Annotated in this window: 31 protein-coding genes; 18 read left to right on the forward strand and 13 right to left on the reverse strand. The window is 73.3% G+C overall.

The window, feature by feature from the left end:
• Positions 1-104: 104 nt before the first annotated feature.
• The 7 genes from pstB to ACSNN7_RS17765 form a co-directional block, all read right to left on the reverse strand.
• The gene (gene pstB / locus ACSNN7_RS17735) at positions 105-881 is read right to left on the reverse strand and encodes a phosphate ABC transporter ATP-binding protein PstB (protein WP_436681923.1); all 777 of its coding nucleotides are present in this window, start codon (positions 879-881) and stop codon (positions 105-107) included.
• A gap of 20 nt (positions 882-901) precedes the next feature.
• Complete coding sequence (pstA, locus tag ACSNN7_RS17740) at positions 902-1,990, reverse strand: phosphate ABC transporter permease PstA (RefSeq protein WP_436681924.1); 1,089 nt, start codon at positions 1,988-1,990, stop codon at positions 902-904.
• The gene (gene pstC / locus ACSNN7_RS17745; protein WP_436681925.1) at positions 1,987-3,078 is read right to left on the reverse strand and encodes a phosphate ABC transporter permease subunit PstC; all 1,092 of its coding nucleotides are present in this window, start codon (positions 3,076-3,078) and stop codon (positions 1,987-1,989) included. The genes pstA and pstC overlap by 4 nt, the downstream gene beginning before the upstream one ends.
• 39 nt (positions 3,079-3,117) lie before the next feature.
• Positions 3,118-4,224, reverse strand: a complete 1,107-nt coding sequence (pstS, locus tag ACSNN7_RS17750; protein WP_436681926.1) for a phosphate ABC transporter substrate-binding protein PstS — start codon at positions 4,222-4,224, stop codon at positions 3,118-3,120.
• 365 nt (positions 4,225-4,589) lie between these two features.
• A complete protein-coding gene (gene mshD / locus ACSNN7_RS17755) occupies positions 4,590-5,516 on the reverse strand; it encodes a mycothiol synthase (protein ID WP_436681927.1) in 927 nt (308 codons plus the stop codon).
• 31 nt (positions 5,517-5,547) lie between these two features.
• Positions 5,548-6,408, reverse strand: a complete 861-nt coding sequence (locus tag ACSNN7_RS17760; protein WP_436681928.1) for a polysaccharide deacetylase family protein — start codon at positions 6,406-6,408, stop codon at positions 5,548-5,550.
• Positions 6,409-6,640: 232 nt separating this feature from the next.
• Positions 6,641-7,354 carry a winged helix-turn-helix transcriptional regulator gene (locus tag ACSNN7_RS17765; RefSeq protein ID WP_436681929.1) on the reverse strand — a complete coding sequence of 238 codons (714 nt, stop codon included), beginning with the start codon at positions 7,352-7,354 and terminating at the stop codon, positions 6,641-6,643.
• Between the two features lie 251 nt (positions 7,355-7,605).
• On the opposite strand from ACSNN7_RS17765, the gene ACSNN7_RS17770 reads away from it, so the two are divergent.
• The 6 genes from ACSNN7_RS17770 (at position 7,606) to ACSNN7_RS17795 (ending at position 12,067) form a co-directional block, all read left to right on the forward strand.
• Complete coding sequence (locus ACSNN7_RS17770; protein WP_436681930.1) at positions 7,606-8,652, forward strand: hypothetical protein; 1,047 nt, start codon at positions 7,606-7,608, stop codon at positions 8,650-8,652.
• Positions 8,653-8,756: 104 nt separating this feature from the next.
• Positions 8,757-9,545 (forward strand): LmeA family phospholipid-binding protein, encoded by a 789-nt coding sequence (locus ACSNN7_RS17775; protein WP_436681931.1) that lies wholly within the window; start codon positions 8,757-8,759, stop codon positions 9,543-9,545.
• A 118-nt stretch (positions 9,546-9,663) separates the two neighbouring features.
• The gene (locus ACSNN7_RS17780; protein ID WP_323135737.1) at positions 9,664-9,741 is read left to right on the forward strand and encodes an Ms5788A family Cys-rich leader peptide; all 78 of its coding nucleotides are present in this window, start codon (positions 9,664-9,666) and stop codon (positions 9,739-9,741) included.
• 203 nt (positions 9,742-9,944) lie between these two features.
• Positions 9,945-10,793, forward strand: a complete 849-nt coding sequence (locus ACSNN7_RS17785) for a sulfurtransferase (protein ID WP_436681932.1) — start codon at positions 9,945-9,947, stop codon at positions 10,791-10,793.
• 1 nt (position 10,794) lies between these two features.
• Entirely contained in the window at positions 10,795-11,115 is a 321-nt protein-coding gene (locus ACSNN7_RS17790) for a DUF1416 domain-containing protein (RefSeq protein ID WP_436681933.1), read from the forward strand.
• 163 nt (positions 11,116-11,278) lie between these two features.
• On the forward strand, positions 11,279-12,067 hold the full coding sequence (locus ACSNN7_RS17795) for a hypothetical protein (protein ID WP_436681934.1): 789 nt from the start codon (positions 11,279-11,281) through the stop codon (positions 12,065-12,067).
• A 37-nt stretch (positions 12,068-12,104) separates the two neighbouring features.
• On the opposite strand, the gene ACSNN7_RS17800 is transcribed toward ACSNN7_RS17795, so the two are convergent.
• The 3 genes from ACSNN7_RS17800 to ACSNN7_RS17810 form a co-directional block, all read right to left on the reverse strand.
• Positions 12,105-14,159, reverse strand: coding sequence for an amylo-alpha-1,6-glucosidase (locus ACSNN7_RS17800; protein ID WP_436681935.1), 2,055 nt, complete (start codon positions 14,157-14,159; stop codon positions 12,105-12,107).
• On the reverse strand, positions 14,156-14,536 hold the full coding sequence (locus ACSNN7_RS17805; RefSeq protein WP_436681936.1) for an SCP2 sterol-binding domain-containing protein: 381 nt from the start codon (positions 14,534-14,536) through the stop codon (positions 14,156-14,158). Before ACSNN7_RS17805 ends, ACSNN7_RS17800 begins: the two co-directional genes overlap by 4 nt.
• 89 nt (positions 14,537-14,625) lie before the next feature.
• Positions 14,626-15,000: a DsrE family protein gene (locus tag ACSNN7_RS17810; protein WP_334449714.1), complete on the reverse strand. Its 375-nt coding sequence runs from the start codon at positions 14,998-15,000 to the stop codon at positions 14,626-14,628.
• Positions 15,001-15,012: 12 nt separating this feature from the next.
• Here ACSNN7_RS17810 and mtfM point away from each other — a divergent pair, with 12 nt between their 5' ends.
• The gene (mtfM, locus tag ACSNN7_RS17815) at positions 15,013-15,117 is read left to right on the forward strand and encodes a small membrane protein MtfM (RefSeq protein WP_036376929.1); all 105 of its coding nucleotides are present in this window, start codon (positions 15,013-15,015) and stop codon (positions 15,115-15,117) included.
• On the forward strand, positions 15,114-15,716 hold the full coding sequence (locus ACSNN7_RS17820) for an FABP family protein (RefSeq protein WP_436681937.1): 603 nt from the start codon (positions 15,114-15,116) through the stop codon (positions 15,714-15,716). Before mtfM ends, ACSNN7_RS17820 begins: the two co-directional genes overlap by 4 nt.
• A gap of 35 nt (positions 15,717-15,751) precedes the next feature.
• On the opposite strand, the gene ACSNN7_RS17825 is transcribed toward ACSNN7_RS17820, so the two are convergent.
• On the reverse strand, positions 15,752-16,600 hold the full coding sequence (locus ACSNN7_RS17825; RefSeq protein ID WP_436681938.1) for an aminotransferase class IV: 849 nt from the start codon (positions 16,598-16,600) through the stop codon (positions 15,752-15,754).
• 55 nt (positions 16,601-16,655) lie between these two features.
• On the reverse strand, positions 16,656-17,105 hold the full coding sequence (locus ACSNN7_RS17830; protein WP_436681939.1) for a hypothetical protein: 450 nt from the start codon (positions 17,103-17,105) through the stop codon (positions 16,656-16,658).
• Between the two features lie 127 nt (positions 17,106-17,232).
• Between ACSNN7_RS17830 and ACSNN7_RS17835 the strand changes: the two genes are divergently transcribed.
• The 5 genes from ACSNN7_RS17835 to ACSNN7_RS17855 all read left to right on the forward strand — a co-directional run bounded on the left by ACSNN7_RS17835 (position 17,233) and on the right by ACSNN7_RS17855 (position 21,444).
• The gene (locus tag ACSNN7_RS17835; RefSeq protein WP_436681940.1) at positions 17,233-17,892 is read left to right on the forward strand and encodes a TetR family transcriptional regulator; all 660 of its coding nucleotides are present in this window, start codon (positions 17,233-17,235) and stop codon (positions 17,890-17,892) included.
• A 31-nt stretch (positions 17,893-17,923) separates the two neighbouring features.
• Positions 17,924-18,328 (forward strand): Fur family transcriptional regulator, encoded by a 405-nt coding sequence (locus ACSNN7_RS17840; RefSeq protein WP_357105307.1) that lies wholly within the window; start codon positions 17,924-17,926, stop codon positions 18,326-18,328.
• The gene (ygfZ, locus tag ACSNN7_RS17845; protein WP_436681941.1) at positions 18,325-19,437 is read left to right on the forward strand and encodes a CAF17-like 4Fe-4S cluster assembly/insertion protein YgfZ; all 1,113 of its coding nucleotides are present in this window, start codon (positions 18,325-18,327) and stop codon (positions 19,435-19,437) included. Before ACSNN7_RS17840 ends, ygfZ begins: the two co-directional genes overlap by 4 nt.
• Before the next feature lie 125 nt (positions 19,438-19,562).
• The gene (locus ACSNN7_RS17850) at positions 19,563-20,390 is read left to right on the forward strand and encodes a 3-keto-5-aminohexanoate cleavage protein (protein WP_436681942.1); all 828 of its coding nucleotides are present in this window, start codon (positions 19,563-19,565) and stop codon (positions 20,388-20,390) included.
• 94 nt (positions 20,391-20,484) lie between these two features.
• Positions 20,485-21,444: an asparaginase gene (locus tag ACSNN7_RS17855; RefSeq protein ID WP_436681943.1), complete on the forward strand. Its 960-nt coding sequence runs from the start codon at positions 20,485-20,487 to the stop codon at positions 21,442-21,444.
• A gap of 235 nt (positions 21,445-21,679) precedes the next feature.
• Here the strand turns inward: ACSNN7_RS17855 and ACSNN7_RS17860 are convergent, their stop codons facing one another.
• Complete coding sequence (locus ACSNN7_RS17860) at positions 21,680-22,471, reverse strand: alpha/beta fold hydrolase (RefSeq protein ID WP_436681962.1); 792 nt, start codon at positions 22,469-22,471, stop codon at positions 21,680-21,682.
• 117 nt (positions 22,472-22,588) lie between these two features.
• Here ACSNN7_RS17860 and ACSNN7_RS17865 point away from each other — a divergent pair, with 117 nt between their 5' ends.
• From ACSNN7_RS17865 to ACSNN7_RS17885, 5 genes are all read left to right on the forward strand, one after another.
• Entirely contained in the window at positions 22,589-23,173 is a 585-nt protein-coding gene (locus ACSNN7_RS17865; protein WP_436681944.1) for a helix-turn-helix domain-containing protein, read from the forward strand.
• Positions 23,170-23,823, forward strand: a complete 654-nt coding sequence (locus ACSNN7_RS17870; RefSeq protein WP_436681945.1) for a hypothetical protein — start codon at positions 23,170-23,172, stop codon at positions 23,821-23,823. The genes ACSNN7_RS17865 and ACSNN7_RS17870 overlap by 4 nt, the downstream gene beginning before the upstream one ends.
• A 73-nt stretch (positions 23,824-23,896) precedes the next feature.
• Positions 23,897-24,211, forward strand: a complete 315-nt coding sequence (locus tag ACSNN7_RS17875) for a DUF2516 family protein (RefSeq protein WP_088964374.1) — start codon at positions 23,897-23,899, stop codon at positions 24,209-24,211.
• Entirely contained in the window at positions 24,208-25,095 is an 888-nt protein-coding gene (locus tag ACSNN7_RS17880) for an alpha/beta fold hydrolase (protein WP_436681946.1), read from the forward strand. Before ACSNN7_RS17875 ends, ACSNN7_RS17880 begins: the two co-directional genes overlap by 4 nt.
• Before the next feature lie 11 nt (positions 25,096-25,106).
• Complete coding sequence (locus ACSNN7_RS17885) at positions 25,107-25,841, forward strand: alanyl-tRNA editing protein (RefSeq protein ID WP_436681947.1); 735 nt, start codon at positions 25,107-25,109, stop codon at positions 25,839-25,841.
• Positions 25,842-25,960: the final 119 nt, after the last annotated feature.

Raw genomic sequence — 25,960 nt, forward strand, 5'->3', positions numbered from 1 at the left:
ACACGCCGCAAACCGTGCGGCTCGCCCGGGACGCCGGTCGGCGGACACGCCGAGGGGCGCCGGTCAGTGCGACCGACGCCCCTCGCGGACCGGGAACCAGCGGCTCAGCCGAAGCGGCCGGTGATGTAGTCCTCGGTCTTCTTCACGCTCGGGTTGCTGAAGATCTTCTGGGTGTTGTCGTACTCGATCAGCCGGCCCGGGTCGCCGGTCTTCTCGATCGAGAAGAAGGCGGTCCGGTCCGAGACCCGCGCGGCCTGCTGCATGTTGTGCGTGACGATGATGATGGTGAACTTGTCCTTGAGCTGGAACATCAGGTCCTCGATGGCCAGCGTGGAGATCGGGTCCAGCGCCGAGCAGGGCTCGTCCATCAGCACCACCTGCGGCTCGACCGCGATGGTGCGGGCGATGCAGAGCCGCTGCTGCTGGCCGCCGGAGAGGCCGGCGCCCGGCTTGCCCAGCCGGTCCTTCACCTCGTCCCAGAGGTTGGCCGAGCGCAGCGCCTTCTCGGCGGCCTCGTCCAGGATCGACTTCCTCCGGACGCCGTTGAGCCGGAGCCCGGCCACCACGTTCTCGAAGATGCTCATGGTGGGGAACGGGTTAGGGCGCTGGAAGACCATGCCGATGGTCCGCCGGACCGCGGTGACGTCCACGTCCCGGTCGTAGATGTCCTGGCCGTCGATGGTCAGGCTGCCCTCGACCCGGGCACCGGGGAGCACCTCGTGCATCCGGTTGATCGAGCGCAGGAAGGTCGACTTGCCGCAGCCGGACGGCCCGATCAGGGCGGTCACCGTCTTCGGCTCGACCGTCAGGTTGATGTTCTCGATCGCCTTGAAGGCGCCGTAGTAGGCGGTGACGTTGGTGGCGTCGATGCGCTTCGCCATGGTGGTGGTACCTCCGGGGTTCATCGGCCGAGCCGGTTGCGACGGGCCAGCAACTTCGCCGCGATGGTCAGGACGAGCACGAGGGCGACCAGGGTCAGCGCCGCGGTCCAGGCCCGTGCCGGCGCGTACCTCGACGCGTCACCGGCCTGCTGGTAGACGAAGAGGGCCAGCGACGACTGGTTGTTCTCGAACGGGTCGAAGTTGATCGCCGCGCCGCCACCGGCGACGAGCAGCACCGGGGCGGTCTCGCCGGCGGCCCGCGCGATGGCGAGCATGACACCGGTGACGATGCCCGGCAGCGCCGTCGGCAGCACGACCCGCAGGATGGTCTTCCACTTCGGCACGCCGAGGGCGTACGCCCCCTCGCGCAGCGGCGCCGGGACGAGACGCAGCATCTCCTCGGTGGAGCGGACCACGGTCGGCAGCATCAGCACGCTGAGCGCCAGCGCGGCGGCGAAGCCGGAGAAGCCCGGCCGGCCGTCGTTGAACATCGGCGAGACGACCAGCACCCAGAACGCCAGGACGAAGAGGCCGGAGACGATCGACGGGATGCCGGTCATCACGTCAACGAAGAACCGGATCGCGAAGGCGAACCGGCCCCGGCCGTACTCGACGACGTAGATGGCGCAGAGGATGCCGAGCGGGACGGTGATCAGGGCGGCGATGCCGACCTGCTCCAGCGTGCCCACGATCGCGTGGTACGCCCCGCCGTTGGGGTCCCGCGCCCCGATGTTGTTCATCGAGGTGAGGAAGAAGTTCCCGTCGAGGCGCTCCGCCCCCTTGCTGACCAACGTCCAGACCACCGAGGCCAGCGGCAGCACCGCCAGCACGAAGGCGGAGTGGATCAGGGCGCTCCAGGTGCGGTTGCGCGCCGACCGGCGCCCCTCGACGGCGTTCGCCGCGGCGAAGAGGCCGGCCAGGTAGAGCAGCGCGCCGAGCACCACGACGAGGACCGGGCCGCCGATGCCCGCGCCGTAGACGATGCCGGCGGCGACGAGCAGTGCGACCAGGGCGATGGCCGGGGCGGCGTACCGGGGCAGCCGCCGCGCCTTGAGGGTGGGCGGCTGGGCCGGTGGCCGGGTGCGGTGGGAGGTGATCGTCGTGGTCATGCGGCCGACTCCGTGAACTCCCGGCGCCGGTAGATGATCGCCCGGGCGGTGATGTTGACGATCAGCGTGATGGTGAAGAGCACCAGACCGGAGGCGATCAGCGCGCCCCGACCGGTGTCGTTCGCCTCGCCGAACGCGTTGGCGATGTTGGCGGCGATGGTGTTGCCGCCGTTCTCGATCAGGTTGAACGAGATGCCGAAGGTGATGCCGAGCGTCATCGCCAGCGCGATCGTCTCGCCCAGCGCGCGGCCGAGGCCGAGCATGACCGCGGCGATGATGCCGGGGCGGCCGTACGGCAGCACCGCGGTGCGCAGCATCTCCCAGCGGGTGGCGCCCAGCGCGAGGGCGGCCTCCTCGTTGGCGGTGGGGGTCTGCAGGAACACCTCGCGGGAGAGCGAGGTGATGATCGGCAGCACCATGATCGCCAGCACCAGCGAGCCCAGCATGATCGACTTACCGAACGGTCCGTCGCCGCCGAAGATCGGGATCCAGCCGAAGTACTGGTTCAGCCAGGCGGAGAAGTCCCGTACCGGGTTGATGAAGATGTCCCGTCCCCAGAGGCCGAAGACCACGCTGGGCACGGCGGCCAGCAGGTCGATCAGGAAGCCGAGGGCGGTGCCGAGGCGGCGCGGGGCGTAGTGCGACAGGTAGAGGGCGATGCCCAGCGCCACCGGCACCGCCATGAGCAGCGCCAGCGCGGAGCTGAGCACGGTGCCGAAGGCGAGCGTGCCGATGCCGAACTTGGGCTGCGCCTCGTTGGGCGACCAGCCCTCGTAGGTCCAGAAGTTCTCGGTGTTCGCGCGCAGCGCCGGGACCGCCTTGGCGATCAGGAAGACCGCGATCGCCGCGATGACGACCAGCACGGTGGCGCCGGCGGCCAGGGTGAGCCCGCGGAACGCGCGTTCCGCGCCGAAGGCCCGGGCCCGGGGCAGCGACCCACCGCCGCCCATCCCGTTCCCACCCGGAGTGCGGGTGCTGACTGACGTCTCGGCCAACCGCGCCGAGGCACCGGCGGGCCAGTCGTGACCGGTGGTCACGCTGGTCCCGCCGGTGCCGGCGTGTGCCGAGCGCGGAGGGGTTTCACCCATCTGCTCGCTCGCTTCGAATTGAGGAGGTGGTGGTGTCGGTCAGGAGAGGTTCTTGACCGCGGCCTCGACCTTGGTGCGGACCGAGTCGGGCAGCGGGGCGTAGCCCAGCTCGGTCAGGTCGGCCTGACCCTCGCTGCTGGCGGCGTGGCCCAGCAGGCCCTTGACCAGCGGGAGCTTGTCGGCGGCGAGGCCCTTGCTGCAGACGATCTCGTAGGTCACCAGGACGAGCGGGTACGCCCCGGCCTCCTTGGTGTTGTAGTCGATCTTCATCTTGAGGTCGTCGCCCGTGCCCTCGACCGTGGCGCCGGCGATGGTCTTGCCGGCGTTCTCGGCGGTCAGCTCGGCGAACTCGCCCGCGCCGTTACCGATCTTGGCGGTCTTCAGGCCGGCGTTCTCGGCGAACGACCACTCCATGTAGCCGATGGCGCCGTCGGCGCCCTTGACGGAGCTGGCCACGCCGTCCGAGCCCTTGGAGCCCGTGCCGCCCGGGGCCTTCCACGCCTTGGCCTTGCCGAAGGTCCAGTCCGCCTCGGCGGTCTTGGAGAGGAAGTTGGTGAAGTTGTCGGTGGTGCCGGACTCGTCCGAGCGGTGCACCGTCTGGATGGTGGTCGACGGCAGCTTGGCGCTCGGGTTGTCGGCCTTGATCGCCGGGTCGTCCCACTTGGTGATCTTGCCGGCGAAGACCTTCGCCAGGGTGGCCGGCTTGAGCTGGAGGTTGTCCACGCCGCTGACGTTGTAGGCGACCGCGACCGGGCCGATCACCATCGGCAGGTGGATGGCCTTGCCGCCGGGGCCGCACTTGGCGTCGGCCTGCGGCTGCTCCTCCTCCTTGAGGGCGGAGTCCGAGCCGGCGAAGTCGGCGGTGCCGGCGATGAAGGCCTGGATGCCGGCGCCCGAGCCCGAGGGCTCGTAGTTGATGGTCGAGCCGGCGCACTTCTGCTGGTACGCCTTGATCCACTCGGCCATGGCGTTCTTCTGCGCGGAGGAGCCCTGCGCGTTCAGCGTGCCCTTCGCGCAGTCGGCCGCGCTGGCGGAGCCCGAGGCGGACGTGCCGGCCGGCTCGTTGTTGTCCGAGCCACAGGCACTGAGTCCGAGCACCGCAGTAAGAGCGAGGCAGGCGATGGTGCCGTGCCGCTGGAGCTTCACCTGAGGGGTTTCCCTTCACGTCTTTGGTCAGGTCGCCCGGAGGGGGCCCGGGTGCCGGCGCTGACCGGCTGACACGAAAGCTAGAAGCGCCAGGTAGACGGTTCGCCGGTCAGAAGTGAACGGAGGATGAACAAGCGCGGCCGGAGGGGTGACCGCCGCCTGAGGAGTGGTTGTCCGATAGGTGAACTGCCCGCCTGCTATCGCCATTTATCCGACTTGCCGGGACGGCCGTTATCGCGCCGACGCGTCGCCGTTATCGCGCGGTGACCGTCCCGGGCGCGCCCAGTCCGCCCCGGCGGCGGACCCACGGGTCGGCAGCGGCGAGCAGTGCGCAGGGGGCCGGGCCGCCCGCCGCCCGCGCCGGCTCAGCCCAGCTGGTAGTTGACGTGCCCGCACCAGCGGGCGAAGCCGAGCCGCTCGTAGAGCGCCACCGCGCCGGTGTTCGACTCGTCGACGTAGAGCATCACCCGGTCCAGGCCGCGCGCGTCGCGCAGGTGGGCCAGGCCGGCGATGGTCAGCGCCTTGCCGAGCCCGCCGCCGTGCGCGTCCGGGTCGACCCCGAGCACGTAGACCTCGCCGGTCCGGGCCGAGCCGGGACGCTCGTGCACCTTGGTCCAGTGGAAGCCGAGCAGCCGGCCGCTGGACTCCTCCTCGGCGAGCAGGAAGCCGGCCGGGTCGAACCACGGCTCGGCCAGCCGGGTCCGCAGGTCGGTCGCGGTCCACCGGCCCTGCTCGGGGTGTGCGGCGAAGGCGCGGGCGTTCAGCGCGAGCCAGGCCTCGTCGTCCGCGCCGGGACGGAAGGCGCGCAGCGCGACGCCGTCCGGCAACCGGGGCGCGGGCAGCGCGGCGGCCAGCGGGCGGCGCAGCTGCCAGAGCACCCGGGCGCGGGTGAAGCCCAGGTCCACCGCGAGCGCCGCGGCGGACGGGTGGTCCCCGTGCGCCCAGGCCCGCAACGGCCCGGACGCCGCCGCCAGCACGCCCCGGGCCAGCGCCCGGCCGGTGCCCCGCCGCCGGTACGCCGGGTGCACCGCCAGCTCCGTGCCGACACCCGCTGCCGGGTCGGAGGTGTCCAGATGGGCGTACCCGGTCAGGGTGCCGTCGGCGGCCCGGGCGGTCAGGTGCACGGCCGCCGCCTCCGGGTCGCGCAGCCGCAGCAGCGTGTGCTCGTCGAACGGGTCCGCGCCGTCGGCGTCGCCCGCGAGGCGGGCCAGCGCCAGGGCCTCGGCCACCTCGGCCGGGGCGAGTCGGTCGGCCCGGGCCACCCGGTCGGTCGTCGGTTCCGCGCTGCTCACCCCGTCACCGTAGTCCTCTCGCCGGCGGGGCTCAGGTGGCGCCGTCGACCGGCAGCGCCTCCAGGCGGAGCCGGCTGGTCAGGTCGGGCAGCATGCGGCGCAGCGCGTCGACCGTCCCCTGCCGGTCGCCGCCGGCGTCGTGCAGCAGCACCACCGAGCCGGGGCCGGCTTCCCGGGCGACCAGGGTGGCGATCTGGGCGGCGCCGGGCGCCTGCCAGTCCGACGGGTCGACGTTCCAGTGCAGCGGCGTCATCCCCAGCTCCTCGGCGACCGACACCACCGGGTACGTCCAGGCCCCGCCGGGCTGCCGGTACCAGGCGACGGGGGCGTCCGGCACGGCCTTGTGGATCGCCTCGTTGGTGCGCAGCAGATCGGCGCGGATGGTGGCCGGTGAGCGGCGCCCCAGCTGCACGTCGTGCTGCCAGGAGTGGTTGCACAGGGTGTGCCCGTCGGCCACGATCGCCTGGACCAGCTCCGGGTGGGCCTGCACGTTCTCGCCGACCACGCAGAAGGTGGCCCGGACTCCGAACTCGCGAAGGATCTCCAGCACCTGCGGGGTGTACTGCGGGTCCGGCCCGTCGTCGAAGGTGAGCGCCACCTCGGGCGAGCCGGTGGTGACCCGGCTGCCGAACAGGCCGTCGGCCGGGCTCTCGGCCGCCCGGTGGCCGTCGGGATACTGCCCCGCCTCGGCGCGATCCGGCGTGTCCTGCGAGAGGTCGGTCCCGCCCGACTGGTCGCCGTACTCGGTCTCGTGGACGCCGGCCGTCACGCCGCGGCCGGATCCCGGCCGGTCGGGGAGCAGGCTGCGGCCCAGCACGTACGCGGTGCCGAGCAGGGCGGCCAGGACGAGGACGACCACGCCGACCGCGCGGCCGGTGGTCCCGGCGCCCATCAGCGCCACCGCCGGTGTGGCCCGTGGACCGGACCCCTGCTCGCCCCCGTGGTCAGTGCACGCACCGTCGCCCCTCTCGCCGCCGATTCGCCCCTGAGGATAAGACCGACGAGACGGGCAAAAAGGGCGTATCGGAAACAGCGCACCGGACGGGTGGGAACCCGGACGATCGCTCTTCGGCCCAGGTCAGGGGCGCTGCGCGCGCAGGCGGCAGGAGGAGGGCGTGCCCCGCTCAGACCGGCAGCGGCGCGTGCTCCTTCTCGGGCAGCGACCGCGACGGCGGGACCACGAACTTGTAGCCCACCTGACGGACCGTGCCGATCATCGACTCGTACTCCGAGCCGAGCTTGGCCCGCAGCCGCCGGACGTGCACGTCCACCGTCCGGGTGCCGCCGAAGTAGTCGTATCCCCAGACCTCGCGCAGCAGCTGGTCGCGGGTGAAGACCCGGCCCGGGTGCTGGGCCAGGAACTTCAGCAGCTCGAACTCCTTGTAGGTGAGGTCGAGTGGCCGGCCCTTGAGCTTGGCCGCGTAGGTGTCCGGGTCGATGGTCAGCTCGCCGGCCCGGATCGAGCCGCCGGCACCGGCGGTGGCGTTGCTGAGCCGGCCGACCGCGAGCCGCAGCCGGGCCTCCACCTCGGCCGGACCGGCGCCGGCCAGGATGACGTCGTCCACGCCCCAGTCGGCGTTCAGCGCGATCAGCCCCGCCTCGGTCACCACCGCCACGAGTGGCACCCCGAGGCCGGTGGCGTGCAGCATCCGGCAGGTCGCCCGCGCCTCGCTCAGCTCGGAGCGCGCGTCCACCAGCACCGCGTCCGGGCTGGGCCCGGCGACCAGGGTGCGGACGTCGCGGGGGGCGGTGCGGACCGAGTGCGGCAGCAGGTCGAGTGCCGGCAGCACTGCGGATGGTTCACCTGCGCGCGCGGTCACCAGCAACAGGATCTCCACACGATCACCTCCGTCCGGCGGCGGCGACGCCGCGCGCGACCAGCGGCAGCCCCGGAGGGCGTGGCGCTGCGAACTAGCGTGGGTCCCGGCGTCGCTGACGGGCGGGTAACGGCTTGAGCGTAACCGATCGCCCAGGTGAGACCCGCTCGTCCTTTCCCCTTTGTCGGTTCTGCCCATGATCGAGCCGCAGGTTTTAACGTTGCTGAAACCGTGACCTCCGCCGGGGCCACCCGGTCTGGCACGATCGGGGCGTGTTTCCCTCCACCTCGCCCGAGACCGGCCGCGAACCGTGGGCCGACGACGCCCGCCCGGGGCCGGCCGGCTCTGCCCGTGGCGTACCGCCCGGCCCGCGCAGCGGCCCGGCCGACGACGGTGAGCAGCGGCGGGAGCGCGGTCCACGCCGGGCCCGCAAGGGCGGTGCGCCCCGCCGGCCGGACGACGAGGCGGCGGAGCCGGAGGCCGAGGTCGTCGAGCCGGTCGACGTACACAAGCCACTGTCGCTGACCGTCGCGGGCTTCGCCGCGCTGCTCGGGGTCGGTCTGGTCCTCGGCGCGCAGACCTCCGGGCCCGGGCACCGGCTGCCGTTCGCCTTCATCGTCTTCGGCGTGCAGCTGCTCTTCGTCCTCGCCTGGACGATGGCCATGCGCCCGCCCGCCCTGCTGCTGGTCGCGGTGGTCAGCGCCCTGGTCGCCGGCGCGGCGGACGTCGCGGCGGTGCAGTCCGACATCGCCGCCCTGGCACCGCTCGGATACGTCGCGGCGGGCGGGTTCGTCCTCGGGGTGCTCGGTCAGCTCGTCCGCCGGGTGGACCGGATCCGGGTCACCGACTCGCTCGGCACCACTTTGCTCATCGTGGTCGGGGTCGTCGCCTTCGCCACCCTGATCACGCTCAGCCGGATCCCGGCCGGCACCCAGGCGATCACCGTCTGCCTGGCCGCCACCGGCGTCGCGCTCACCGTCGCCCGGCTCACCGACGCGGTGCTGCCCTGGCCCCGGCTGGCCCCGCAGGTGCCGCGGGGTGCGGCCGGTGTGGTCGCCGGCGCGATGATCGGCACCCTGACCAGCGCGGTGCTCGGCAGCTACCTGGTCGGCTTCACCCCGACCAGCGCGGCGCTGATCGGCCTGGTCACCGCCGCCACGGCGGTCCTGGCCGACCTCGCCGTCGGGTACGCCGAGGCGGGCCGGCTGATGGCCGGCGAGCCGCCGACGCTATGGATCGCCCGGCACATGCAGGGTCCGCTCGGCGGCTTCGCGCTGGCCGCACCGGCCGCGTACGCCATGTGCGTGCTCTTCCTCTGACCTACGGTTGAGCGCTCCACCCCTCGGGTACCAACGGTGCGCCGCGTGGTGGCGCCGGAAGGACGGCGTCGCGGAATCGCGACGGCGACGGACAAGGAGGCGGCGTGGCAGAGGCGGACCAGGCGTACGAGGAGCGGCCCCGGCGGCGGGGGCGCAAGGTGCTGGTCACGCTGGTCGTCCTGCTGTTGCTGTTGGGCGGGCTGCTGGTGGTGGCCGACCGGGTGGCGGCCGGGGTGGCCGAGCGGGCCATCGCCGACCAGGTGAAGCAGGAGGTCGCCAAGCAGGACGCGCAGTCCGCCCCGCCGAAGGTCGACGTCGGCGGCTTCCCGTTCCTGACCCAGGTGCTCGACGGCCGCTACGAGCGGATCTCCATCGTGCTGACCGACGTGCAGGGCTCGGTGGAGGGCAACGCGGTGCGGGTGCCCCGGCTGGACGTGGATGCCCGTGACGTGCGGGCCTCGCTGGACACCCTCCGCTCGGGCAGCGGCGACGTGACCGCCGACAAGGTGGACGGCGTCGGCACGGTGACCTACGACAGCCTGGCCGCCCTGCTGGACCGTCCCGGGCTCAAGCTCGGCGAGCAGAACGGCAAGCTCGCCGTCACCGCCCCGGTGGACATCCTCGGTCAGAAGCTCACCGTCAGCGGCACCGCCGACGTGACCGTCGCCGAGGGCAACAAGGTGGCGCTGCGCTTCAACGACCTGACCGCCGAGGGGCTGCCGGCGGTGCCGCTGGCCCGGACGCTGCTGAGCAACTACGCCAAGAGCATCTCGATCGACGTACCCCTGCCCGAGCTGCCCTTCCAGCTCAACGTCCGCAAGGTCGAGCCCCGGCCCGAGGGTCTGATGGTGACCGCGGACGCGGCGAACGTACCGATCAACTCGGCCCGCTGACCGGGCGACGGCACGACGGCCCGGCCTTGCGGCCGGGCCGTCGCCGTGTCCCGCGTCGTGTCCCGCATGCTGGTCGGACCGGTGGCGCTCTGCGGGACGGCTGCTAGGCTCCCTGCTCATGGGGACGCACCTCACCAAACGGCGCGCGGTCGACCTGTGCCGCGTGGCCACCTGCCTGTGTCGCTCCGTCATCTGACGGCGGGGCTGTCTCCGGCCGCCTAGCGGCCAACCGGCTTCCAGGGTCTGCGTACCCTCCGGTTTCTTCCCACCGCACGCCCGGCAGCGGCGCCGTCGCACGAACCCGTGATCCGTTCCTCTATGGGTCCCGCGCGTGGTGCGACAATCACCGATTTCGATCCCGCGCTGGCTCACCATCCATCCTCACCAGGGAGTGATCTGATGAGTCGCGACACCGCACTCGTCTCGGCCGAGTGGGCCGAGAAGAACATCGACGCCCCGGGCGTCGTCTTCGTCGAGGTCGACGAGGACACCTCGGCGTACGACACCGGCCACATCGCCGGTGCGATCAAGCTGGACTGGAAGACGGACCTGCAGGACCAGGTCCGCCGGGACTTCGTCAACAAGGCCCAGTTCGAGGCGCTGCTCTCCGAGCGGGGCATCGCCAACGACGACACCGTGATCCTCTACGGCGGCAACAACAACTGGTTCGCCGCGTACGCGTACTGGTACTTCAAGCTCTACGGCCACCGCGACGTCAAGCTGCTCGACGGTGGGCGCAAGAAGTGGGAGCTGGACGCCCGCCCGCTGGTCGCGGACCCGGTGACCCGCCCGAAGACCGAGTACGTCGCGCAGGAGCCGGACGCCTCGATCCGTGCCTTCCGCGACGAGGTGGTCGACGCCATCGGCACCAAGAACCTGGTCGACGTGCGCAGCCCCGACGAGTACGCCGGTCGGCTGCTCGCCCCCGCCCACCTGCCGCAGGAGCAGGCGCAGCGGGCCGGGCACGTGCCCACCGCGATCAGCGTGCCGTGGTCGAAGGCGGCCAACGAGGACGGCACCTTCAAGTCCGACGACGAGCTGCGCAGGATCTACGCCGACGCCGGGCTGGACGACGGCAAGGAGACCATCGCCTACTGCCGGATCGGCGAGCGCTCCTCGCACACCTGGTTCGTCCTCCAGGAGCTGCTCGGTCACCGCAACGTGAAGAACTACGACGGATCCTGGACCGAGTACGGCTCGCTGGTCGGCGTGCCGGTGGCGCTCGGCGACGAGCCCGGGGAGGCCTGAGATGACTGCTCCCACCGCCGCGGGTTGCGCCGCTCCGGACCAGGCCGCGCCGCTGCCGGCCGGCCTGGACCTGGAGAAGGAAACCGTCATCACCGGTCTGGTCCGCTCCGACGCGGGCGAGGTCGTGCCGGGCGCGTACGTCCGGCTGCTCGACTCCACCGGTGAGTTCACCGCCGAGGTCGTCACCTCCCCGGCCGGGCAGTTCCGCTTCTTCGCCGCGCCGGGCAGCTGGACGCTGCGGGCGCTGTCCCGGCACGGCAACGGCGATACCGCCGTGACCGCCGGACGGGGCATCAACGAGGTGTCCGTCACGGTCGCCTGACCCACGCTCTGATCGGCCCCGCCCGTCTGCTCGCCCGGGCTTCGGGTGGGATCCGCAGGTCGGGGAGGGGGCGGCCGGTCCGGCGGCGGGCGCGTGACACGATGAGCGGGTGAGCGGTGCTGTCCAGGCGGGGTGGGCCCCGCCGACTGGTCCCGGGGAGCCGGTGCCCACCCGCGGGTGGCCGCGCTGGCTGCTGGCGGTGACCGTGCTCTGGGCGGTGCTGCTGGGCGCGCTGACCTGGTGGTCCGTGCGGCACGACCCGCCGACCGTGCGCGAGCAGCGCAGCCTCGCCGAGGCCGCCCCGGTGGTCGACCGGGCGGTCGGCCGGCTGGTCGCCGCCACCGGCGACGGGGCCTGGGCGCTGGCCGCGCCGCGACTCGACCGGGGCTGCCGGATCACCCCGATGGACGACGGCGCGACGCTGGCCCGGGACCTGGACGTGGTGGTGGCCGAGGGCGGGGAACGGGCGCTGCTGGAGGCGGTCGCCGACCGGCTCCCGGCGGACTGGCGGGCCGGGGTGCACCTCGGCTCCGACGGCCCCCGGCTGCGGGCCGACGCCGGTGAGTTCGTCGCGGTGCAGGGCCGGGTGGTCAGCCCGGGCCGGGTCCGGCTCACCGCGGACAGCGGCTGCCGGCCGGACGACGTGGAGTACGCCACGCTCCTTCCGGGCCATCCCGACGAGCCGGCCCTCGACGACGCGCTGCGCGCGCTGGGCCGTCCGGCCGGCACGCCGGAGCGGGTCGTGGCGCGCTGCCCGGGCGGTGCGGTCGCCCGGACGGTGTGGGCGACCGCCGGCCCCGCGCCGGCGTCGCTGGCCGGGCTGAAGCCGCTGGCCGCCGGCAGCGCGGTGGTCGACACCCCCGAGGTGTACGCCTACCGGCGCGGCGCGGTCGTCGTCCTCGCCGACGCGACCGGTGAGCAGGTGCGGGTCTCCGCCTCCACCGGCTGCTGATTCCCGCGCGCCACGACGGGTACGGCCTGCCTGCGGGTCAGCCGCTCTGCTGGTGGTCCTGCTCGGTGCGGCTGCGGCCGAGGGCGTCCACCTTCCCCCACCGGCCGGGGATGTCGAGCAGCTCCATCCGGCCCAGGCCCTCCGGCACCGCCGGGTCGATGATCAGGTGCTCGCCCTGCGGCTCCAGCCCGAGCATCACCCGCAGCAGCAGCAGGGGAGTGCCCGCCGACCAGGCCTGCGGGCTGCACGCCGTCGGGTATTCCACCGGGTACTCGGTGAGGCTGCGCTCGTAGCCGGCGAAGGCCTCCGGCAGCCGGCCGTTGAAGTACCGGGAGGCGCTGAGCATGCCCTCGCAGATCCGCCCGGCCTCCTCCCGGAAGCCGTACCGGGCGAGGCCCCAGGCGATGAAGGCGTTGTCGAACGGCCAGACCGTGCCCACGTGGTAGCCGACCGGGTTGTAGCGACCCTGGTCGGTGGCGAGGGTGCGCACGCCCCAGCCGGAGAAGAGCCGGGGGCCGAGCAGGTGGCGGGCGATCCGCTCGGCCCGGGACTCCTCGACGATGCCGCTCCACAGCAGGTGCCCCATGTTGGAGGTCAGGGCGTCGACGTGCCGGCCCTCCGGGTCGAGGGCGAGCGCGAAGTACTCGCCCTCCGCGATCCAGAAGTCCCGGTTGAAGCGCTCCTTGAGGGCGGCGGCATCGCGTTCCAGCTTGTCGGCGTAGGCGGGGTCGTTCCAGAACTCCCGGGCCATCCGCGCGCCGCGCAGCCTCGCGTCGTACGCGTACCCCTGCAGTTCGCAGGTGGCCCGGGGGAAGCCCGGCAGCCGGCCGTCGGTGTAGGAGATGGAGTCCCACGAGTCCTTCCAGCACTGGTTCGCCAGCCCGGTGTCCGGGTTGCGGGTGCGATACCAGATGTAGCCGGTGCCGAGCAGATCGCCGTAGGTGTCGATCCAGGCCAGCGCCGCCCGGGCCGGGAACTCCAGCTTGCGCACCAGGTCGCCGTCGCCGGTCCACCGCTCGTACTCGTCGAGCAGGATCACGAAGAGCGGGGTGGAGTCGGCGGAGCCGTAGTAGGGCGAGTGGGGCTGTTCCTCGAAGCCGGCGGTCTCCCCGTAGCGCAGCTCGTGCAGGATCTTGCCCGGCTCCTCGTCGCGGAAGTCGTCCAGGCGGTGACCCTGCAGACCGGCCAGCATCATGATGGTCGGCGGGATCAGCTCGGGCAGGAACGGCAGCACCTGGAACGAGGTGAGGATGCTGTCCCGGCCGAACAGGGTCATGAACCAGGGCAGGCCGGCCGCCACCAGGCGTACGCCCAGGGTGATCGATTCGTAGCGCAGCGAGGCAAGGTCGTTGATGCTCTGCCGGTACGCGGCGGCCAGCGGCGCGTAGTCGCAGCCCAGTTTCGGCGCCTTGCGGACCAGTTCCTCCTGCTCGGCCCGGATCGCGGCGGGGCTGCGGCTGCCGACCAGCGGGGTGCTCGCCCGGAAGTCCTGGCCCCGGGCGCCGTAGATCACCGCTCCCACGTGCAGCCGGGTGCTCCACTCCGCGTGCGGGCCGACGAGGAGGGCCCAGGTCATCCCGCCCTGGTCGACCTCTGCCGGTGCGCTGCTGGTGATCACGGCTTCGCGGTGGAACGCCTCCCGCCGGTAGGTCAGCCGCAGTTCGTTCTCACCGACGAGGGCGCTGATTTGGCCCGCCTTGCGCCGCTTGTGCTTGATCTCGAAGAGGTCGGCGAAGTCGGAACCCATCTCCAGCCGGAGGTTGAACCGCATCTCCTTGCCGGAGTGGTTGAGCACGGTGAGCTTCTCGCCGAGGCCGTCGTGGATGGACCGGTCCCGGATCACCGACACCTTGGCGTCCAGGTAGTGGGTCGGCTCGCCAGGGACGAGGAAGTACCGGGTCCGGTAGGAGCGCGAGTCGTCGATCGACAGGGCGTGCAGCCGCTCGCCGTCGAGGGTGAGCAGCCAGGTGGAGAGGAAGCGGGTGTCGAACGAGAAGACCCCGGTGGGGAAGTCGAACGAGGGCTCGATGTCGCCACGGCGGTCGGATACGACGAAGGTGTTGCCGTCGAGGATGCTGACCAGTTGCTTCATTCCGACCGTCCGAGCTGCTCCCGGGCGATCTCCCGGGGATCCCGGGCGCCGGGCGGGTCGGGGAAGAACCGGCGGAAGACGAGGAACAGCTCGACGGCGCCGCTGAACGTGGTCTCGTTGCGCAGCACCGCGGAGATGCCCTGCGCCCGGCCGGTGACCAGGCGCTCGAAGAGGTCGGCACTGCTGTTCCAGATCGCGTCCGCGGGACCGCGGGCCCGGTTGACGATGATCTCCCCGGGACCCAGCTGGACCAGCCAGTGATCGGTCCGGTTGTCGGTGGTGAGGTCGATCTGGATCGTCCCGCTGATCGGGGTGCGCAACACCGCCGGGGCGCGCGCCGGCAGCGATGCGAAGAACTCCTCCGTCGCCTCGGTCACATCCGAATGGTAGGCAGCAGAGCGGCAAGTCGGGACAGTATCGGAACTCCGCGCAGATCGGACATGGCGCTCGGGGTGGCTCGGGGTGGTCAGTAGACCAGCGCCTGGGCCCCCTCGGCCATCGCCTCCTCGACGAAGACGGCCGCCCCCGCGATGCGTACCCCGGGCAGCACGTCCCCCGGGCCGATGTCCCGCCGGGCGGCGCACTGGGTGCAGGCGGTCACCCGGCCGGTGGTGAGGATGACGTGCAGCAGCTCCCCCAGAGGCGCCGAGTGCGGCAGCTCGAACTGCTCCGCCCGGCCGGGAACGGCGAACCAGGTCGACTCACCGGTCAGCCAGAGCGACACCTCCACCCCGGCTGCGGCGGCGGTGGCGGCGACCGTGAAGGCCTGGGCGCACCGTTCCGGCGCGTCCGCCCCGGCGGTGGCCTTGACGACGAGAGTGCGGGCCATGACGCCCAGCATAGGATGACCATGATGGTTACCGAGATCGGGTTCGTCAGCCTGCTGGTCGCGGGCCTGGGCGCGCTCGCCGGTGGCCTGGTCTACCTTGCCGTACGCATGTCGAGAGGACGTTGGTGAGCGCGAACCCGTCGGACGAGAACCCGCTGCAACCGCCGTGGCTGAACGCCCCGCCGGTCGACGAGTACCCGTACGAGGAGAGCCACGACCTGCGGGTCGGTCCGAAGCTGCACCCGACGCTGGACGGCCTGCTGCCGTACGTCGGGGTGTGGCGCGGCCGGGGCCGGGGCGGCTTCCCCACCATCGAGGACTTCGACTTCGCCCAGGAGATCCGGATCAGCCACGACGGCCGGCCGTTCCTGTTCTACGAGTCGCGGGCGTGGATCCTCGACGACCAGAGCCGGCCGGTCCGGCCCGCCGGGCGTGAGGTCGGCTGGTGGCGTCCGGTGCTCAGCGGCGATCGGGCCACCGACGAGCTGGAGGCGCTGATGATGAGCCCCACCGGGATCATGGAGCTCTACATCGGCAAGCGCACCGGCACGCAGATCGAGTTCGCCACCGACGCGGTCGTGCGGACCTCCACCGCCAAGGAGGTCACCGCCGGTGCCCGCCTCTTCGGCATCGTCGAGGGCGCGCTGCTCTACGCGCAGGAGATGGCCGGCATGGGCCATGCCCTGTCGCCGCACCTCTCCGCCCGCCTCATCCGCGTGGCCGGCTGACCCCGGCCGCCTGGCCGCCGTGCCCCTCCCGCCGCTCAGGGCAGGGGAAAGCCCAGCAGGGCGTGCAGGGTGGGGCTGTGCGGGGACGCGGGAAGCTCCGCGCCGTCCAGGGTGCGCAGCGGGGCGAGGCCGCGGACGGACGAGGTGAACCAGACGCCGTCCGCCGCCCGCAACCCGTCCGGGGTGACCATGCGCTCGGCGGCCGCGAGGCCCACCTCCCCGGCGTGGGCCAGCAGCCAGGCGACCGTGGTGCCGGGGAGGATGCCGGTGGCCGCGGCCGGCACCGCGCAGAGCGTGCCGCCGTCGAGCCAGACCACGTTCGCGCTCGGGCCCTCCAGCACGTACCCGTCGCTGGAGACCCAGAGCACGTCGTCCACCCCGTTGCGGGCGGCCCAGCGCCGCGCGGCGGTGCTCGCCCCGTACGACGTGGACTTGATGCCGGTGGGCAGCCAGTCGAGTTCGGCCCGGGCCGCCGCGGGCACCCCGAGGGAGAGGGTGGCGACGGTGACGCCGTCGCGGCGGGCCCGGCGGGACGCCATCGCGACCTCGCCCAGGGTCGCGTAGATCGTCGGCAGTCCGCCGCCCTCCGGGCCCCGGGTGCAGACCAGCCGCAACGCGCCCTCGACCTCCGCCGGCCACCCGGCGGCGACGCTCTCCAGCAGCTGGACCAGGACCTCGTCCGGGGGTAGCGGCAGCTCCACCGCAGCGGCGCCGGTCCGCAGCCGGGCCAGGTGCGCGTCGCGCAGCCACGGCCGCCCGCCGCGCAGGTGCATGGTCTCGAACAGGCCGTCTCCGCGCAGCACGCCGAGGTCGTCGCCGCGCAGCACCAGCTCCCCGACGGGTACGACGCCCCGGCCCAGCACGGCGACCCTGGTTTCCTCCATGGCCGTCGAGCCTAGCCAGTGGCCGGGGCGCCGGGTGGCGCTCGCCTCGGCGAGGTCAGCCCCGCGCGGCGGCCAGTTCGGCGTTGGCCCGCTCGGTGACCAGGGTCAGCACGCGGGCGGCGACGGCCAGGTCGTCGGCGGGAATGTCCGCGTACACCCGGCCGGCGATGCCGGCGCTGATCTCGGCGATCCGGCGCTGCCGGGCCCGGCCCGCGTCGGTCAGCTCCACCCGCGGTTCGTCCGCCGGGAGCACCCGCACCAGGCCGGCCTCGACCGACTCGGCGATCGTCGCCAGCACCGCCGCCGCGTCGATCTTCACGGTGCTGGTCATCCGGTCGACCAGCCGGGAGCGGTCGATCGCGCCGCCGGCGTTGGCGACGGCGTTGAGGGCGAGTGCCTGCGCAAAGGACGTGCCGAGCGGGGTCAGCTCGCGTTCGAGGACCGCCCGGGTGGCGTAGTGGGCCAGGCCGACGACCTGGCCGTTGAGGGTGGGTGTGGTCGACATGCTTCGCTCCTTCGTTCGCTGCCACGCTTCCGACACTCGGATCATATTGAGACTCAGTGTCAAATGACAACAGGTTTCTAAGGGTGCCAGGTCTCCCTGCGGTCCGGAGGCGACTAGATTGCCGCCCATGACCGCCGACTCGCCGACGTCCGACCGCGCCCTGCCACTGCGGGAGCGGAAGAAGCTGCGCACCCGGCGGGCGCTCGCCGACGCGGCGCTGCGGCTCTTCACCGAGCGGGGCTTCGAGGCCACCACGGTGGAGGAACTGGTCGACGCGGTGGAGGTCTCCCGGAGCAGCTTCTTCCGGATCTTCCCGGCGAAGGAGGCCGCCGCCATCGAGGCGGAGGCGGAACTCTGGTCGGCCTTCCTGGCCGCACTGGACCGGCGCGCCCTGTCCGGCCTCGTGCTCACCGAGCTGAGCGACCTGCTGGGCGAGGTCGTCGCCGGGCTCGGGGCCGACTGGGCGGACCGTTACGTCGCCACCCGGCGGCTGGTGCTGACCTCGCCTGCCCTGCTGGCCTACGCCGCCCGGCACCGCGCCGAGGTCGAGCAGCGGCTCACCGATCGGCTGGCCGGCCGGCTCGGCCTGCCTCCCGGGGACCTCCGGCCCCAGGTCCTCGCCGAGGTCACCACCACCGCCTGGCGCCTGGCCGCCCGGGCCTGGGTGCACGGCGGCGGTCAGGGCGGGCTGCCGGCCCTCGTCGAGCGGGTCGCACGCGCCTTCGAGGCCATCCCGGCGAGCCTGGAGCTTTCCGCTCCGGAACGGCCCGCCGACGCCGAACTATGATCGGACGGTGTCCGAATCCTCCCTCGCGGAAATGCTCCGCTCCCGTGGGCTGCGGCTGACGGCGCAGCGGCAGCTCGTGCTCCAGGCCGTCCTGGATCTGGGGCACGCCACGCCGGAGCAGGTGCACACGGCGGTCCGGGAGGTCGCCGCCGGCGTCAACATCACCACCATCTACCGGACCCTGGAGCTGCTGGAGCGGCTCGGTCTGGTGACCCACACCCATCTGTCGCACGGGTCGCCGACCTACCACGCGGCGGGTGAGCACCAGCACGTCCACCTGGTCTGCCGCGAGTGCGGGGCGATCGACGAGATCGATCCCGAGCTGCTCCGCCCCCTCGCCGACCAGCTCGTGGCCGAGCGCGGGTTCCGGGTCGACATCGGGCACGTGGCGCTCTTCGGCGTCTGCGGCCACTGCGAGGACGGGGAACCGAAATGATCGACATCGCGGGAGCGGTGGCCGTCGAGGCGATCGACGAGGCCAGCCGCGACCAGCCGGAGCCGGCCCACCGCGCCGCCGGGGTCCGGGGCGTCGCCGCCCACTACGGCGACCCGATGCGCGAGCAGCGCACCCTGGCCACCGGCGTCGGCCTGGTGGACCGGTCGCACCGCGGTGTGGTGGCGGTACCCGGCGCGGAGCGCATCAGCTGGCTGCACACGCTGACCAGCCAGCACCTGGCCGCGCTGAAGCCGTGGCAGGGCACCGAGCTGCTGGTGCTCAGCCCGCACGGGCACGTCGAGCAGCACGCGATGGTCACCGAGGACGGCGAGACGACCTGGCTCGACACCGAGCCGGGCGCCACCGAGGCGCTGCTGTCTTACCTGGAGAAGATGCGGTTCTTCAGCCGGGTCGAGCCGCGCGACGCCACCGCGGACCACGCGCTGCTCTCGCTGGTCGGCCCGGAGGCCGTCGCCGCCGTGGCGGCGCTCGGCGTGACCGGGCTGGCCGACCCCGACGTGGTCGCCGTGCCGGGTCCGAAGTTCCGCTCCGGCGAGGTGCCGTCCCGGCCCACCGCCGTGTACGACGTGCGACCGCTGCCCGCCGGCGGGTGGGCCCGCCGGGGCCCGCTCGGCGTGGACCTGCTGGTGCCCCGGCCCGCTATGGACCAGGTCGTCGCCGAACTGCGCGGCAACGGGGTGCCGGTGGCCGGGCTGTGGGCGTACGAGGCGGTGCGGGCGGCCGCCCGGCTGCCCCGGGTCGGGGTGGACACCGACCACCGGACCATCCCCGCCGAGGTGGGCCTGATCGCCCCCGCGGTGCACCTGGAGAAGGGTTGCTACCGGGGGCAGGAGACGGTGGCCCGGGTGCACAACATGGGCAAGCCGCCGCGTCGGCTCGTCCTGCTGCACCTGGACGGGGTGACCACCGACCAGCCGCCGGCCGCCGGTACGCCGGTGACCCTGGACGGCCGGGCGGTCGGCTTCGTCGGCACCGCCGTGCACCACTACGAGCTGGGGCAGGTCGCCCTCGCGGTGGTCAAGCGCAACGTCTCCGACGACGCCCGGCTGCTGGTGGGGGAGACCGCCGCGGCGATCGACCGGGAGTAAGGCTGCCGGGGCCGCGCCCGTACCGCAGGAATTCTTCCTTCGGTCCGAGTTCGGCCCCGCTGTTCTTCCGCCGATCCGCGCTCCGGCCGTCGACCGGAGGCGGGCCGGGCGGTTAGGATCCCGGCATGAGCACAGGGACGTTGATCACGGTTGCCCCCACCGGTGCGGAGTCGGCCAAGGCGGAGGTGCCGGCGCTGCCGGTGACCCTCGACGAGCTGCTGCTGACCGCCAAGGAGTGCGAGGCGCTCGGCGCCGCCGTGATCCACGTCCACATCCGCGACGACGAGGCGCAGCCGACCCTGGACCAGGGCCGGCTGCGGGAGACCGTGACGGCGCTGCGGGAGAGCACCGACCTGATCGTGCAGCTCTCCTCCGGCGGCGCGGTGACCGACCCGGAGTCGGCCCGGCTCGCCGTGCTCGACGCCGGTCCGGACATGGCCTCCTGCACCATGGGCACGCTGAACTTCGGCGACGACGTCTTCCTCAACCGCTGGGAGTTCATCGTCGACCTGCACACCCGGATGCAGGAGCGCGGCATCGTCCCCGAGTACGAGATCTTCGACCTCGGCCACCTCACCGCCCTGCAGCGGCTGCTCGGCAAGTACGGGCTGCCGCACGGCGGCCACGTGCACGTCGACTTCGTGATGGGCGTGCCGGGCGGCATGCCGGGCACCACCCAGGCGCTGGTCGCCGCCCACCAGGCGCTGCGTGACCTGCCGGAGGGCACCACCTTCTCGGCCACCGGCATCGGGCGCAGCACGATCCCGGTGCTGCTGGCCTCGCTCTCGGCGGGCGGGCACCTGCGGGTCGGCATGGAGGACACCGTCACGTACGCCAAGGGCCAGCCGGTGGAGTCCAACATGCAGCTGGTCGCCCGGGCGGTCGGCTTCGCCCAGCTCGCGCAGCGCCCGCCGCTGACCACCGCCGAGGCCCGTACGCTGCTCGGCCTGTAAGGCCGGCTCCGCCGGGCACCCCTGTACGGGCACCGCCGACGCCCCTGGTCACCCGCCTGCCGGGCCGACCGGAGGCGTCGGTACCGTCCACTTCGTGGGAAAGACGTACGAGGGCGGCGTGCCGCTCGCCGAGGTGGTCCGGTCCGAGTTCGTGGAGGGCGTCCACCGCGGGTCGGTGGTGGTGCTCGACGCCGATGGCGCGCCGGTGGCCGGGGCGGGGGACGTCACCTCGCCGGTCTTCCCGCGTTCGGCGAACAAGCCGATGCAGGCCGTCGGCATGCTCCGCGCCGGCCTGCCGCTGACCGACCCGGCCGACGTGGCACTGGTCTCGGCCAGCCACGCCGGTGAGGAGTTCCACCTGCTGCGGGTCGAGGCGCTGCTGGCCCGGGCCGGGCTGGACGGTTCCGCCCTGCACTGCCCGCCCGACCTGCCCGTCGGCGACGCCGCCCGGGAGGCGGTGCTCCGCGCCGGGGGCGGGCCGACCCGAGTGCAGATGAACTGCTCCGGCAAGCACAGCGGAATGCTGCTGACCTGCGCGGCGGCCGGCTGGCCGCTGGACGGCTACTGGCGGCCGGAGCACCCGTTGCAGCAGCGGCTCACCGCCACCATCGAGGAGTTCACCGGCGAGCAGGCGGCGGCCGTGGGGGTGGACGGCTGCGGCGCGCCGGTGCTCGCCGTCTCGCTGACCGGGCTGGCCCGGGCGTACCTGCGGCTGGTCTCCGCCGAGCCGGGGTCGGTGGAGCGGACCGTGTCCGACGCGATGCGGACGTACCCGGAGCTGGTCGGCGGGACCGTCGCCGAGGACACCCGGCTGATGCGGGGCGTACCCGGGGCGTTGGCCAAGGTGGGCGCGGAGGGCGTCATCGCCGCTGCCGTGCCCGGGGTGGGCGCGGTCGCCCTGAAGATCGACGACGGCGCGGCGCGGGCCCGGATGCCCGTGCTGGTCTCCGCGCTGCGCCGGCTCGGCGTCGCGGCCCCGGTGCTGACCGAGTACGCCGAGCTGCCGCTCTTCGGCGGCGGCCTGCCGGTCGGCGCGGTCCGCGCGGCCTGGTGAAGCCGGCCGGCGTCGCGCCGGCGTGAGGGCCTGCGCCGGGCCGCCCGGCGCGTCGAGGCGCTCGGCCGCGGCGAGTCCGGGTGGCGGCGCTACGGAGGGTGGCGCCCGTCGGGCGGGAAGGCTGCCTGAGTGTCATGCCTCTCAGGCATTTTTCATGCCGGAGAGGCATGACGCTCATCAACGACCGGTCCTCCCGGGCGCGACACGCCGAAAGCCGGACGAGCCGGGCGCACGCTCAGCGCAGGAAGTCGCGCAGGGCGGCGTCGACCGCCGCCGGGCGCTCGAGCGGCAGCAGGTGGCCGGCGTCCGGCACGTCCGGCAGGCGGACCGCGCCGGGCACCTCGGCGGCGATCCGGTCGGCGAGGCGGGAGATGTCCGGCACGTCGGCGGCGCCGGCGGTGACCAGCAGCGGCAGCCGCAGTTCGGCCAGGCGCTCGATCGCCGGCGGGTCGAGCTCCTCGACCTCCACCGCGCTGAGCGCCTGCTCGGCGGCGAGCGCCCGCTGGTCCATCTCCTCGGCGAAGGCGACCAGGCCCGGGTCGACGTCCTCCGGGCGGCGCCCGGGGCCGACCACCCAGAACCGCACCTCGCCGGCCGCACTGGCCGCAAGGTCCTCGGGGTCCACCTCGCCCACCAGCTCGTCCCAGAGCTGCTCGGCCTCCTCCGACCACTGGTTGCCGGAGACGGCCGAGCCGAAGAGCGCGAGCGCCGAGACCCGGTGCGGGTGCGCCAGCGCGGTGTCGATCGCCACCGAACCGCCGAAGGAGCAGCCGACCAGGGCGGCCTGGTCGAGGCCCAGCGCGTCCAGCACCGCGACCACGTCGTCGTGGTGGGCGAAGGAGGCCGCCGGCAGCTCGGATTCGCCGTAGCCGCGCAGGTCCAGCGCGATCACCCGGTGCCGTTCGGCGAGAGCGGGCACCAGGTGCCGCCACATCCGCCGGTCCGCGATGCCGGCGTGCAGCAGGAGCACGGGACTGCCGCTGCCCAGTTCGTCGTAACCGAGCCGGGCACCGTTGATGTCGATCATCGTCACGGGTGCAAGCTACGCAGCGGACACCGGGGTCGCAACCACCCGTTGTTACCTTGCTAACTCTGGCTAGCGATCTGCTTGCTGTAGTTAGCAGCCCGGACTAGCGTTGGGCCCATGGCCGCACCCAAGGATCTACCCGACGTCGGCGGATTCATCCGTGACCTGCGTCGGAACGCCAAGATCTCGCTGCGCCAGCTCGCCGAGCAGGCCGGGGTGAGCAACCCGTACCTCAGTCAGATCGAGCGCGGGCTGCGCAAGCCGAGCGCCGAGGTGCTCCAGCAGCTCGCCAGCGCGCTGCGGGTCTCCACCCCGGCGATGTACCTGCGCGCCGGGCTGCTCGACGACAAGGAGGGTCAGGGGGTCCTCGCCGCGATCGCCGTCGACCCCGACCTGACGATGGCGCAGAAGCAGTCGCTGAGCCAGATCTACGAGACCTTCCGCCGGGAGAACGTCCGGCTCGCCGAGGCGACCGCCGCGGCCGGCCCGGACGCCCCCACCGCGGCGGAACCCACCGTGCCGGCCGCACCGACCGAGGCGGCCGCCACCGCCACGCCGGCCGCGACCGGCCCCACCACCGCTGACGGCACCCCGACCGAGGCCGTCCTCGAATCGGTCGCCGTCACCGAGGCGGGCTCCGCGCCCGCCCCCGTCACCCCCGACAGCAAGGCCGCGGGAGCGGCCGAGGAGGAGAAGTCATGACCCAGCCGAAGACCAACCGCATCCCGGCCCCGCTCTACGCCGCCGCCGGCGCCGGTGAGCTGGCGTACCAGCAGCTCCGCAAGCTCCCGACCGTGGTGAGCGAGCTGGGCACCAAGGTCGTCAACGACGGCACCAGGGCCGTCACCGAGATCGGCGGCAAGGCCGTCGTCACCGGGTTCGAGCTGCGCCAGAAGGCCACCGAGACCCTCAAGACCGCCAACCTGACCGCGACCGGCCTGCGCGAAAAGGCCGTCCCGGCCGACCTCGACCTGGACAAGCTGCGCGAGGCCGCCACCCGCAACGCCGCCGCCCTGCTGGTCGGCGCGCAGGCCGCCCAGGAGCGCGCGCTGGCCGCGTACGGCGCGCTGATCGCCCGGGGCGAGCGCGTGGTCGGCGCCGGCGTGCTGGAGGCCGCCGACACCGTCAACGCCGACATCGAGGCGACCGACGCCACCCTCCCGGCCGAGGTGAAGGCCGAGGTCACCACGGCCGAGACCCCGACCCCGGCCGACGTCGCCGAGATCGTCGAGGCCAAGCCGGCCGCCGCGAAGACCACCCGGCCGCGGGCCGCCCGCGCCGCCAAGCCGGCCGACACCCCGTCGGCGAAGCTGCCGAAGGCCACCAAGCGGACCCGCCCGGCCGCCCAGTAACCGCCGCGAACCGGTACGACCCCGGAAGCGTCCTGTGGGACGTTTCCGGGGTCGTCGGCATATGCTGGCCGGCATGGCCATCGCCGCGCCGATCTTCGTCTTCGACGTCGTCTTCGTGATCGACCGGATCCTGCTCGTCTTCGCGCTGATCGTGCAGGGCGTCGCCCTGGTGCACGCGATCACCCAGCGCGCCGACGCGTTCCCGGCGATCGGCACCCTGCCCAAGGGCGGCTGGATCGCCATCCTGGCGGTCTGTCTGGTGCTCACCCTGCTCGGCTTCGGCGCGCTCAGCATCTTCGGGCTGATCGGCATCGCGGCGGGCCTGATCTACCTGCTCGACGTCCGGGTCGGGCTGCGCGACCTGCACGACGGCAAAGGGTTCTGGTGAGGGGTTTCCGCTGGCCCCCGCCGCCCGACGGCGGACCCCGCACCTGGGGGCCCGGCCCGGGCGCGCCGCGTACCGGGCGCCCGGCCCTGCCCGAGCCGGAGACCGAGCTGGTCACCACGCCGCACGACGTACGGCTGGAACGGCTGGTCACGGGTGCCGGTGACCCGACCACGGTCTTCGCGCACGGGCTCGGCAACGGCATCGCCACCACCCGCCCGTTCGGCAGCGCGGTCACCGGTCGCAAGATCTTCTTTCAGTTCCGCGGGCACGGGCGCTCCGACGCGCCGCCCGGCTCGTGGAGCTACCTGGACCTCGCCCGCGACCTGCGGGCGATCGCCGACCTCGGTGGGGCGAGCCGCGCCTTCGGGGCCAGCCTCGGGGCCGGGGCGCTCTGCCGGCTGCTGTCCGACAGCCCCGACCGCTTCGAGAAGCTGGTCTTCTTCCTGCCGGCGGTGCTCGACACCCCGCGCGGCCCGGTCGCCCGGCAACGGCTGACCGACCTGCTGGACGCGGTCGGCAGCGGCGACGCCTCGGCCGTCGCCGACGTGGTCGCGCTGGAGCTGCCGACGGCGATCCGCAACACCCCGGCCGGCTGGGCGTATCTGCGGCAGCGGCTCGACCAGCTGCTCCGCGACGGGCTCGCCCCCGGCCTGGCCGACCTGCCGGAGCAGGCCCCGCTGCGCGACGTCGCCGCGCTCGCCGCGGTGACCGCCCCGGCGCTGGTGATCGGCTGCGCCGGCGACGACCTGCACCCCGCGCACGTCGCCGAGGAGCTGGCCGCCGCGCTGCCGCAGGCCACCCTGCACGTGTACGACCGGCCGGGTTTCGCCTGGACCGAACGCGCCGACCTGCGGGAACGGATTTCGACGTTCCTCAACGGGTAACGTCTGCCGTCATGGGCGTCACACACCACGGCCGCACCCACCGCCTCGACCTCGCCGACCCGACGCTGCGCGAGTGGGAGTGCACGGTGCTGGCCGCCGACGAGCAGGGCCTCGTGCTGGACCGGTCGGCGTTCTACCCGGGCGGCGGCGGCCAGCCGCCGGACCACGGCGTGCTGCTCTGGCAGGGCGTGCAGACCCGGATCGTCGGCACCCGCAAGGGCGACGACCTCTACCTGATCCCCGCCGAGGGCGACCCGGTGCCGCCGCCCGGCACCACGGTCACCGGCGCGGTCCAGGACGAGCGGCGGACCCGGCTGATGCGTACCCATTCCGGGCTGCACGTGCTTTGCGGGGTGGTGTTCCGCGACTTCGGCGCGCTGGTCACCGGGGGCAACATGGAGCCGGGCGAGGCCCGGATGGACTTCAACCTGCCCGAGGTGCCGCCGGACTTCAAGACCCGGATCGAGGAGCTGGTCAACGCCGAGGTGGCCGCCGACCGGGCGGTCGCCGTGCGGGTGCTGCCCCGGGCCGAGGCGCTGGCCCTGCCGGACATCATCCGCACCCAGTCCAACCTGATCCCGCCGGACGAGCAGGAGGTCCGGATCGTCGACATCGTCGGGCTGGACGTGCAGGCCGACGGGGGCACCCACGTGGCCTCCACCGCCCAGATCGGCAAGGTCCAGGTGGTCAAGGTGGAGAGCAAGGGCCGCGCCAACCGGCGGGTCCGGGTCAGGCTGGCCGACTGAGCCGTAACCGGTTACGGATGGCCGGACGCCCGGGAGGCCGAGGTGAAGCGGCTGGAGGCGCTCGGCGCCACGGTGCTGGGCGAGGTGGCCGACCGGGTAGCCGGCACACCACCATGGCC

It is taken from the genome of Micromonospora sp. URMC 105, from assembly GCF_051386295.1.
Lineage (GTDB): Bacteria > Actinomycetota > Actinomycetes > Mycobacteriales > Micromonosporaceae > Micromonospora.

Coding starts and splice junctions, on each gene's coding strand:
- pstB (WP_436681923.1), bottom strand. CDS start 881: ATGGCGAAGCGCATCGACGCCACCAACGTCACCGCCTACTACGGCGCC.
- pstA (WP_436681924.1), bottom strand. CDS start 1,990: ATGACCACGACGATCACCTCCCACCGCACCCGGCCACCGGCCCAGCCG.
- pstC (WP_436681925.1), bottom strand. CDS start 3,078: ATGGGTGAAACCCCTCCGCGCTCGGCACACGCCGGCACCGGCGGGACC.
- ACSNN7_RS17760 (WP_436681928.1), bottom strand. CDS start 6,408: ATGGGCGCCGGGACCACCGGCCGCGCGGTCGGCGTGGTCGTCCTCGTC.
- ACSNN7_RS17780 (WP_323135737.1), top strand. CDS start 9,664: ATGGGGACGCACCTCACCAAACGGCGCGCGGTCGACCTGTGCCGCGTG.
- ACSNN7_RS17785 (WP_436681932.1), top strand. CDS start 9,945: ATGAGTCGCGACACCGCACTCGTCTCGGCCGAGTGGGCCGAGAAGAAC.
- ACSNN7_RS17790 (WP_436681933.1), top strand. CDS start 10,795: ATGACTGCTCCCACCGCCGCGGGTTGCGCCGCTCCGGACCAGGCCGCG.
- ACSNN7_RS17800 (WP_436681935.1), bottom strand. CDS start 14,159: ATGAAGCAACTGGTCAGCATCCTCGACGGCAACACCTTCGTCGTATCC.
- ACSNN7_RS17810 (WP_334449714.1), bottom strand. CDS start 15,000: ATGCTGGGCGTCATGGCCCGCACTCTCGTCGTCAAGGCCACCGCCGGG.
- mtfM (WP_036376929.1), top strand. CDS start 15,013: ATGGTTACCGAGATCGGGTTCGTCAGCCTGCTGGTCGCGGGCCTGGGC.
- ACSNN7_RS17825 (WP_436681938.1), bottom strand. CDS start 16,600: ATGGAGGAAACCAGGGTCGCCGTGCTGGGCCGGGGCGTCGTACCCGTC.
- ACSNN7_RS17830 (WP_436681939.1), bottom strand. CDS start 17,105: ATGTCGACCACACCCACCCTCAACGGCCAGGTCGTCGGCCTGGCCCAC.
- ACSNN7_RS17835 (WP_436681940.1), top strand. CDS start 17,233: ATGACCGCCGACTCGCCGACGTCCGACCGCGCCCTGCCACTGCGGGAG.
- ACSNN7_RS17840 (WP_357105307.1), top strand. CDS start 17,924: ATGCTCCGCTCCCGTGGGCTGCGGCTGACGGCGCAGCGGCAGCTCGTG.
- ygfZ (WP_436681941.1), top strand. CDS start 18,325: ATGATCGACATCGCGGGAGCGGTGGCCGTCGAGGCGATCGACGAGGCC.
- ACSNN7_RS17850 (WP_436681942.1), top strand. CDS start 19,563: ATGAGCACAGGGACGTTGATCACGGTTGCCCCCACCGGTGCGGAGTCG.
- ACSNN7_RS17860 (WP_436681962.1), bottom strand. CDS start 22,471: ATGATCGACATCAACGGTGCCCGGCTCGGTTACGACGAACTGGGCAGC.
- ACSNN7_RS17865 (WP_436681944.1), top strand. CDS start 22,589: ATGGCCGCACCCAAGGATCTACCCGACGTCGGCGGATTCATCCGTGAC.
- ACSNN7_RS17870 (WP_436681945.1), top strand. CDS start 23,170: ATGACCCAGCCGAAGACCAACCGCATCCCGGCCCCGCTCTACGCCGCC.
- ACSNN7_RS17875 (WP_088964374.1), top strand. CDS start 23,897: ATGGCCATCGCCGCGCCGATCTTCGTCTTCGACGTCGTCTTCGTGATC.
- ACSNN7_RS17885 (WP_436681947.1), top strand. CDS start 25,107: ATGGGCGTCACACACCACGGCCGCACCCACCGCCTCGACCTCGCCGAC.